The sequence below is a fragment of the Mesorhizobium dulcispinae genome, from assembly GCF_033977345.1.
Classification (GTDB): domain Bacteria; phylum Pseudomonadota; class Alphaproteobacteria; order Rhizobiales; family Rhizobiaceae; genus Mesorhizobium; species Mesorhizobium dulcispinae.
This window is the reverse complement of the sequence record NZ_JAVIIY010000004.1, coordinates 429,758-437,939: the sequence shown is the minus strand read 5'-3', so window position 1 is coordinate 437,939 and position 8,182 is coordinate 429,758. Positions and strand designations below refer to the sequence as shown.

The 8,182-nt window shown below is 64.7% G+C and carries 11 protein-coding genes; 9 read left to right on the top strand and 2 right to left on the bottom strand.

Annotated features, from left to right (window positions below; all coding sequences use genetic code 11):
* Positions 1–80: 80 nt before the first annotated feature.
* Positions 81–260, bottom strand: a complete 180-nt coding sequence (locus tag RFN30_RS13090; protein WP_040998838.1) for a YdcH family protein — start codon at positions 258–260, stop codon at positions 81–83.
* A 251-nt stretch (positions 261–511) separates the two neighbouring features.
* On the opposite strand from RFN30_RS13090, the gene RFN30_RS13085 reads away from it, so the two are divergent.
* Positions 512–715 (top strand): YdcH family protein, encoded by a 204-nt coding sequence (locus tag RFN30_RS13085; protein ID WP_067001951.1) that lies wholly within the window; start codon positions 512–514, stop codon positions 713–715.
* 17 nt (positions 716–732) lie between these two features.
* Here the strand turns inward: RFN30_RS13085 and RFN30_RS13080 are convergent, their stop codons facing one another.
* On the bottom strand, positions 733–1,533 hold the full coding sequence (locus RFN30_RS13080) for an IclR family transcriptional regulator (RefSeq protein WP_320262480.1): 801 nt from the start codon (positions 1,531–1,533) through the stop codon (positions 733–735).
* 167 nt (positions 1,534–1,700) lie between these two features.
* Here RFN30_RS13080 and RFN30_RS13075 point away from each other — a divergent pair, with 167 nt between their 5' ends.
* From RFN30_RS13075 to RFN30_RS13040, 8 genes are all read left to right on the top strand, one after another.
* Positions 1,701–2,531 (top strand): transporter substrate-binding protein, encoded by an 831-nt coding sequence (locus tag RFN30_RS13075; RefSeq protein ID WP_320262479.1) that lies wholly within the window; start codon positions 1,701–1,703, stop codon positions 2,529–2,531.
* A 117-nt stretch (positions 2,532–2,648) separates the two neighbouring features.
* Positions 2,649–3,314 (top strand): amino acid ABC transporter permease, encoded by a 666-nt coding sequence (locus RFN30_RS13070; RefSeq protein ID WP_320262478.1) that lies wholly within the window; start codon positions 2,649–2,651, stop codon positions 3,312–3,314.
* Entirely contained in the window at positions 3,314–3,964 is a 651-nt protein-coding gene (locus RFN30_RS13065; RefSeq protein ID WP_320262477.1) for an amino acid ABC transporter permease, read from the top strand. Before RFN30_RS13070 ends, RFN30_RS13065 begins: the two co-directional genes overlap by 1 nt.
* 4 nt (positions 3,965–3,968) lie before the next feature.
* Positions 3,969–4,763, top strand: coding sequence for an amino acid ABC transporter ATP-binding protein (locus RFN30_RS13060; RefSeq protein WP_320262476.1), 795 nt, complete (start codon positions 3,969–3,971; stop codon positions 4,761–4,763).
* Positions 4,764–4,832: 69 nt separating this feature from the next.
* Positions 4,833–5,294 (top strand): RidA family protein, encoded by a 462-nt coding sequence (locus RFN30_RS13055; protein WP_067001934.1) that lies wholly within the window; start codon positions 4,833–4,835, stop codon positions 5,292–5,294.
* A 16-nt stretch (positions 5,295–5,310) separates the two neighbouring features.
* The gene (locus RFN30_RS13050; protein WP_320262475.1) at positions 5,311–6,516 is read left to right on the top strand and encodes an aminotransferase class V-fold PLP-dependent enzyme; all 1,206 of its coding nucleotides are present in this window, start codon (positions 5,311–5,313) and stop codon (positions 6,514–6,516) included.
* Between the two features lie 87 nt (positions 6,517–6,603).
* Positions 6,604–7,101 (top strand): 5-(carboxyamino)imidazole ribonucleotide mutase, encoded by a 498-nt coding sequence (gene purE, locus RFN30_RS13045; protein ID WP_320262474.1) that lies wholly within the window; start codon positions 6,604–6,606, stop codon positions 7,099–7,101.
* On the top strand, positions 7,098–8,174 hold the full coding sequence (locus RFN30_RS13040) for a 5-(carboxyamino)imidazole ribonucleotide synthase (RefSeq protein ID WP_320262473.1): 1,077 nt from the start codon (positions 7,098–7,100) through the stop codon (positions 8,172–8,174). The genes purE and RFN30_RS13040 overlap by 4 nt, the downstream gene beginning before the upstream one ends.
* Positions 8,175–8,182: the final 8 nt, after the last annotated feature.

Here is an 8,182-nt window from a genome sequence, read left to right as displayed (position 1 = left end):
CAGTCAATACGAATCGGTCCATCAAAAGCTTGAATCACATCGCCAAGCTTTGGTGAATCCCCACAGGCCTTAGAGGAGCTTCAGTGTGCCGTCGGTTTCGCCTTCAGCTTTTCAATCTCGTCCTTGATTGCCAACTTGCGCCGCTTGAGAGTGGCGATCTCGAGGTCGTCTACCGATGGATGATTCATCGCGTCGATAAGTTCACGCTCGATGTCGCCATGCTTCCGCTGCAGCTCATCAAGATGGGACGCAAGAGACATGATTGGTTCTCCCTTTCATGGTTTCCTCGATTGCAGCCGTCGCAGGCACGTCCACCGCAGGTCGCTACTGTGACGGCACAATGACAGTTTGCCACCAACCAATCTCGATGTCGAATGCCGTGTGGTAGCATTCCACGACAATGTGAAATGTGATATGGGCTGCGCGCCGGTGACAAGACCGACAAGTCACAAACCCCACCGGCCCCGCCCAAAGGCCCATCCCTGGGCGACGCATACGCAGACGGTAGATAATGTCCGAACAGGAACAGGCAGAAATACGCCTAGAATATTCCCGGCTCAAACAGGAACACGCCGATTTCGACGCCGCCATCAACGCGATGATCGCCATGGGTTGCGACCCGCTGCAGATCCAGCGCATGAAGAAGAAGAAGCTGATGTTGAAGGACCGGCTGATGGCGCTCGAAGATCGCATCATCCCCGACATCATTGCCTGACCGGCAGCTTTCCTTCGCTACGAGATCGAGAGCCTGGCGGCGCGCTCGCGCAGCAGCGCGACCAGTTCGCCTGTCCGCTCTTCCGACGTGTCGATCGGAACCACCAGGCACATCGTTGCCTCGACCTTGCCGGGTGCCGAAAAGACCGGCGCCGCCAGGCACTTGGTGTAGGCGTCGACAAGGCCTGAGGTCACGCAATAGCCGGTGACGCGGGCCTTTCCGATGTCATCGATGAAGTCGTCGAGCTCGATCTTGCGGCCGTCCGGCAGCACGAGGTCGTCCTGCGAGATCATGGCTTCGATCCGGCCCCTGTCGAGGCCTGCGAGCAGCAGCCGGCCGGAAGCGGCCCAGGGAAGCGGTATCTGCAGGCCGGTGGCCGAGCTGATGCGAAACGGCCTGGTGCCCGGGCTCGAATGCACGATCGTGTAGCGGCCGCTCTGCAGCATGCAGAGCTCCGAGGTCTCCCCCGTCTCTCGCGACAGCGTGTCGACCTCCTGCCGTCCGCGCCTGAGCAGGTCGTTGCCGCGCATGTAAGCCATTCCGTAGAGATAGAGCTTCTTGCCGAAATAGACGCGGTTGCCGTCGCCGGCCATCTCCAGGAGCCCGGCATCGACCAGCTCGCGCACCAGCGTGTAGGTCGTCGAGCGCGGGGCGTTCAGCCCCTTGGCCAGCTCGCCGATGCCGATCGCGCGCTGGGTGGCGTGCAGAAACTCCAGAATGTGCAGCACGCGGTTGAGACCCTTCTCGCGTGAGTTCGCGGGCCTCTCCTCGTCCGTGCCATCGGTCGGCCACTCCGCCAGCGTCTCGCCATCTTGCATTGTCGATTCCCGGTGTTAGTATCTGTCTTGTACAGGATACATACGTCTCTTGTAAGAGACAATCGCTATGTTGATTACCGACGCGTGTATTCGTGAGGGGAACACAACACGAGAGGGAGATCGCCGTGAACGACACATCCGGAAGACGTGATTTTCTGAAATTGGGAATGGCGGGACTTGCCACCGCCGGCGCGCTCACTGCGGTCAGCGCCGAGAAGGCCGCCGCGCAGGCCGCGTCCGACAGCGTGCTGCGCACCGCGCTCGATCGCGGCAAGCTGATCGTTGGCACCGGCAGCACCAATGCGCCCTGGCATTTCGAGAATGATGCCGGCGAGCTGGTCGGCATGGACATCACCATGGGCCGCATCCTCGCCAAGGGCCTGTTCGACGATCCGACCAAGGTCGAGTTCGTCATGCAGGACCCTGCGCAGCGCATCCCGAACGTCACCACCAACAAGGTCGACATCACCATCCAGTTCATGACCATGACCGCGCAGCGCTCGCAGCTGATCCACTTCTCGCGGCCCTATTACGTCGAGGGCGTCGCACTGCTGACGCTGCCCGGCTCCGAGAATAAGACCTTCGACAAGCTGCTTGCAGGAGGCTCGGCCACGCGCGTCTCGATCCTGCAGAATGTCGATGCCGAAAGCTCGGTGCATTATGCCTTGCCGCAGGCGCAGGTGATGCAGATCGACACCCAGGCGAACGTCTTGCAGGCGCTGGAATCGAAGCGCGTCGACGCCGCCGCGGTCGACCTCTCCACCGTGCGTTGGCTCGCCTCGCGCAACCCTGACAAATATTTCGACGCCGGCAAGAGCTGGTATTCGATGCTTTACGGCGCGGCGCTCAGGCAAGGCGATCTCGACTGGCTGACCTATGTCAACCAGACCTTCACCATCGCGATGTTCGGCCACGAAACGGCGCTCTACGACGCCGCCTTCAAGGAGTATTTCGGCCAGGAGCCGCCGCCGCGCCACCCGGGCTTCCCGGTCATTTGACCAAGCCCATCTGACAAAGCCGGCGGAGGGGCACGCCCTTCCGCCTGTTTCTCCTCGACACAGGCCTGGCGAGTGGCGGATGCTCGATCCGTCACCACAGGCCATTGAGACGGACGCATGGGCTATACGCTCAATTTCAACCTCATCTGGCGGCATTTCGACAAGCTTTCGGGCGGGCTGCTGCTCAGCCTCGAGCTTGCCGTGATCTCGATCGCCATCGGCATCGTCATCGGCCTGGTGCTGGCGGTCTGGTACGTGTCGGCCGGGCGCCTCGTGCGCGGCATCATCGCGGCTTACGTCGAATTCATCCGCAACGTGCCGCTGATCCTTTTGGTCTATCTGGTCTTCTACGGCCTGCCGACCGTCGTCGACCTCGTCTACAGCGCCCAAACCTCCTTCGTGGCGACGCTTGCGCTTTACAGTGGCGCCTATCTGGTCGAGGTGTTCCGTTCCGGCCTCGAAGCCGTGCCGCGCGGCCAGATCGACGCCGGCAAGGCGATCGGCCTCACCCCCTGGCAGCGCCTTATCCATGTGCGCCTGCCGACAATGATGCGCATCACCCTGCCGGCGCTGTCGAACACCTTCATCTCGCTGTTCAAGGACACGTCCGTCGCTTCCGTCATCTCGGTGCCGGAACTGACCTATGGCGCGCAGTGGATCAACTTCAACACCTTCCGCATCGTCGAGGTCTATCTCGTCGTGACGGCGATGTATCTGGTGACGGGCTACGCCCTGCTCTTCGCGCTGCGGCTGGTCGAGCGCTGGTACAGGACGGCGCGCTGATGCTTGGCCAGATCGCCTATGCCCTGCCGTTTCTTGCCCAAGGCTTCGCGCTGACGCTTTGGGTGTCCTTGCTGGTCGTGGTGCTGTCGCTGGTCGCCGGCGTGATCCTCGGCGTCGGCCTCGTCTACGGACCGGCGCCATTGCGCTGGGCGGTGCGCATCTTCAGCGACACCATCCGCGGCATCCCGATCCTGGTGCTGATCTTCTTCGTCTATTACGGCCTGCCGGCGGTCGGCGTTCACCTGCAGTCCTTCTGGGCGGCGGTGCTGGCGCTGACCTTGTTCAAGACCGCCCAGGTCGTCGAATATCTGCGCGGCGCCGTCGCCTCGATCCCCAAGGGCCAGTCGGAGGCGGCGATGGCGATCGGCCTGACCTTTCGCCTGCGGCTTGCCTATGTAATCTTCCCGCAGGCCTTCCGGCGCTTCCTGCCGCCCTGGATCAACGGCGTCACCGATGCGGTGAAAGGCAGCGCGCTGGTCTCGCTGCTCGGCATCACCGACCTGATGCAGGCCATCAACCAGGTCATCGGCCGCACCTATGAGGCGATGCCGCTCTATATCCTCGGCGCCCTCCTCTATTTCGCCGTCAACTACGCGCTCTCGCTCGCCAGCCGCCGGCTCGAGCAGCGCTTCGCCTTCATCCGGGAATAGCACGATGGCCACCAGCTCCAACCACAGCCCGGCGCTTCTCGATATTGCCGAAGTCTCGAAATCCTTCGGCTCGGTCGAGGTGCTGCGCTCGGTCAGCCTCCAGGTGGCAAAGGGCGAGGTGGTCACCGTCATCGGCCCGTCGGGCAGCGGCAAGACCACGCTGCTGCGCTGCGTCAACTTCCTCGAAAGCTACGACAGCGGCTCGATCCGCATCGATGGCAAGGAGGTCGGTTTTCGCGACGGCGGCGCGCGCCAGCGGCGCAGCGAGCGCGATTTGGCCGCCATGCGCGCCGAAACCGGCATGGTGTTCCAAGGCTTCAACCTCTTCCCGCATCTGACCGCGGCCGGCAACATCATGCTCGGCCTCACCAAGGTGCGCGGCAAGAGCAATGCGGAAGCGCGCTCGATCGCCGAGCATTGGCTGGGTCGTGTCGGCCTCGTCCACAAGGCCGACAGCCTGCCGGCGGAGCTTTCCGGCGGCCAGCAGCAACGCGTCGGCATCGCCCGGGCGGTCGCCATGGAGCCGAAAATCCTGCTCCTCGATGAGATCACCTCGGCGCTCGATCCGGAACTCGTCGGCGAGGTGCTGGCGGTGGTGAAGAGCCTCGCCGAAGACGGCATGACCATGGTGATGGTGACGCACGAAATGGCCTTCGCCCGCGACGCCTCCAGCCGCATCGTCTTCATGGCCGATGGCGGCGTCTCGGCAGTCGGTCCGCCGAAGGCGGTCCTCGCCGCGGAGACCACCAACGAGCGCCTTCGCACCTTTCTGGCGCGCTTCCGCGCCTCGCAGTTCTGATATCGGATGGCCCCGGGCCGTTCACCTTTGACATCGGATGGCCAAGGCCATCCAAGGGAGCCTTCTTCCATGACGCCTTACACCCGGCTCGCCGAACTCGGCCTGACCTTGCCCGAGCCGCCGACGCCCATCGCCAACTTCGTCACCCATGCCGAGAGCGGCCGGTTGATCTTCCTCTCCGGCCAGGGACCGCTGCGTGCCGACGGGACGCTTTGCACCGGCAAGGTCGGCGAGGACGTAACCGTCGAGCAGGCCTATGAGCATGCCCGCCTCACCGGCCTCAACCTGCTTGCCGTCATGCATGCGGCGGCGGGAGACCTCGGCCGCATCGTGCGTGTGGTGAAACTGCTCGGCTTCGTCAACGCGACGCCGACCTTCAGCGACCACCCCAAAGTGGTCAACGGCTGCTCCGACCTCTTCGCCGATGTCTTCGACAAGATCGGCGGCCATGCGCGTTCGGCGATCGGCGTCGGCTCGCTGCCTGGAAACATCACCGTCGAAATCGAGGCGGTCGTCGAGATCGCCGCCTGACATAGGATCTGCTGCCATGAAAACCTATTCCGAGACCGGCTCCAACACCACGATCCGCGAGCGGCTGGGACTGCGTCCGATCATCAACGTCTCCGGTACGATGACGACGCTGGGCGCCTCGATCATCGTTCCGGAAGCGATCAGCGCCATGGCCGAGATCGCCTCGCAATGGGTGGAGATGGACGATCTGCAGCGCGCCGCGAGCGCGGTCGTCTCGCGCCTCACCGCCGGCGAGGCCGGCTTCATTACCGCCTGCTGCGCCTCAGGCATCACCATGACGATCGCGGGGGCGATGACCGGCACCAATCTACTGGCGATCGAGCGCCTGCCGGACGACACCGAAGGGCTGAAGTCGGAGGTCGTCATCCAGCTCGGCCATATCGTCAACTACGGCGCGCCGATCGACCAGTCGATCCGCGTTGCCGGCGCAAAGGTAATCCCAGCGGGTACTGTCAGCGTCACCCAGGATTATCACGTGCGCGAGGCGCTCAATGAGCGCACGGCGGCCGCGCTCTACGTCGTCGCGCATCACACTGTGCAGTACGGCATGCTTTCGCTCGAGGAGTTCTGCGAGATCTGCCACGCCAAGGGTGTGCCGGTGATCGTCGACGCTGCCTCGGAATATGACCTGCGCAGCTTCCTCGCGCGCGGCGCCGACATCGTCGTCTACAGCGGCCACAAATTCCTGAGCGGCCCGACCAGCGGCATCGTCACCGGGCGCAAGGACCTGGTGCGCGCCGCCTATCTGCAGAACCGCGGCGTCGCTCGCGCAATGAAGGTCGGCAAGGAAAGCATCGCCGGCACCATGGCGGCGCTCGAAGCCTGGGAGAAGCGCGACCACGCCGGCATCCGCCGGCGCGAGGAGGCTGCACTCAATCTGTGGAAGGAAGCGCTGCAAGGCATTCCAGGTATCGGCGCCCAGATCGTGCCCGACCCGACCGCCAATCCGCTCGATCGCCTGCAGGTGTTCGTGCGCCCGGAAAGCCGCTTCACCGCTGCCGGCCTCGCCTCGGCCTTGGCCGCCGGCTCGCCGCCCGTCATCGTGCGCAACCACGAGGTCGAGCGCGGCCACTTCTTCCTCGACCCGTGCAACCTCCATCCCGGCGAGGCCGAGATCGTTGCCGAGCAGCTGCGCGCCGTGCTGACCGCGAAAGAGCGTCCTGCCGACGCGATGAAAGCGGCGCGCAAGGATTCGGCCGGCGCGTTGCGCTGGCCGGATTGAACTCTCTCCGGAGCGGCAGCCGCGACAATCCTTGCGGCTCTTAGCGAATTCCGCTAAGGCGCGCCTTTGCCGCCGGGAGCGAAAACCTTGACCGATCAGCGTGCCGACGTCGCCATCATCATGGGCAGCCAGTCCGACTGGGCGACGATGCGCCAGGCGGCCGAAACGCTGGAAGCGCTGGGCATTCCCCACAAAAGGCTGATCGTCTCGGCGCACCGCACGCCAGACCGCCTCTATGAATTCGCCAAGGGCGCCAAGGCGGCCGGCTACAAGGTGATCATTGCCGGAGCCGGTGGCGCGGCGCATCTGCCCGGCATGACGGCGGCGATGACGCCGCTGCCCGTCTTCGGCGTGCCGGTGGAATCCAAGGCGCTGTCCGGGCAGGATTCGCTGCTTTCCATCGTGCAGATGCCGGCCGGCATTCCGGTCGGCACGTTGGCGATCGGCAAGGCCGGCGCCGCCAACGCGGCCCTTCTCGCCGCCGCGGTTCTCGCGCTCAACGATGAAAAACTCGCCGCCCGGCTCGACGCCTGGCGCGCCGCCCAGACCGCCAAGGTCGCCAACGAGCCGGCGGATACGCCGTGAATCTCGCCCCCGGATCGACCATCGGCATCATCGGCGGCGGCCAGCTCGGCCGCATGCTGGCGATGGCCGCCGCTCGCCTCGGTTACCGTACCATCGTGCTGGAGCCGCAGGCCGACTGCCCGGCGGCGCAGGTCGCCAACCGGCAGATCGTCGCCGCCTATGACGATCTGACAGCCCTTGCGGAACTCGCTGCCGCCAGCGCCGTCGTCACCTACGAGTTCGAGAATGTGCCGGTTCAAGCCGCGGAGACGCTCGCCGCGCGCGTTCCGGTCTATCCGCCGGCGCGCGCGCTCGAAGTCGCGCAGGATCGCGTGACCGAGAAGAGCTTCCTGAACGGCATCGGCATTCCCACAGCCGAATTCTGCCCCGTCGACAATGACGATCAGCTGACAGTGGCGCTGAAGAAATTCAGCGGCAGCGGCGTGCTGAAGACGCGTCGCCTGGGCTATGACGGCAAGGGCCAGCGCGTCTTCCGCAACATGGAGACAGGCGGCTTTGCCGGCACCTGCGAGGCGATGGGCAATGTGCCGCTGATCCTCGAATCGCTCGTCGCTTTCGAGCGCGAGATTTCGGTCATCGCCGCGCGGGCACAGGACGGCTCGACGGCCGCTTACGATCCGGCCGAGAATATCCACCGCAACGGCATCCTTCGCACCTCCACCCTGCCGGCCGGTATCAGGCCGGAAACGGCCGCGGCAGCCAAGGAGGCGGCGGCAAAAATCCTCGCGGCGCTCGACTATGTCGGCGTCATCGGCGTCGAGTTCTTCGTCCTTGCCGACGGCTCGTTGCTGGCCAACGAGCTGGCGCCGCGCGTCCACAATTCCGGTCACTGGACCGAGGCCGCCTGCCTCGTCTCGCAGTTCGAGCAGCATATCCGCGCGGTCGCCGGCCTGCCGCTCGGCTCGCCCGCGCGGCATTCCGACTGCGTGATGGAAAACCTGATCGGCGACGACATGCTGAAGGTGCCGGCGCTGCTCGCCGAGCCCGACGTGATGCTGCATCTCTACGGCAAAGCCGAGTCCCGCCCCAGCCGCAAGATGGGCCATTTCACCCGAGTTCGTCGTCGCGGTTAGTCGGCGAC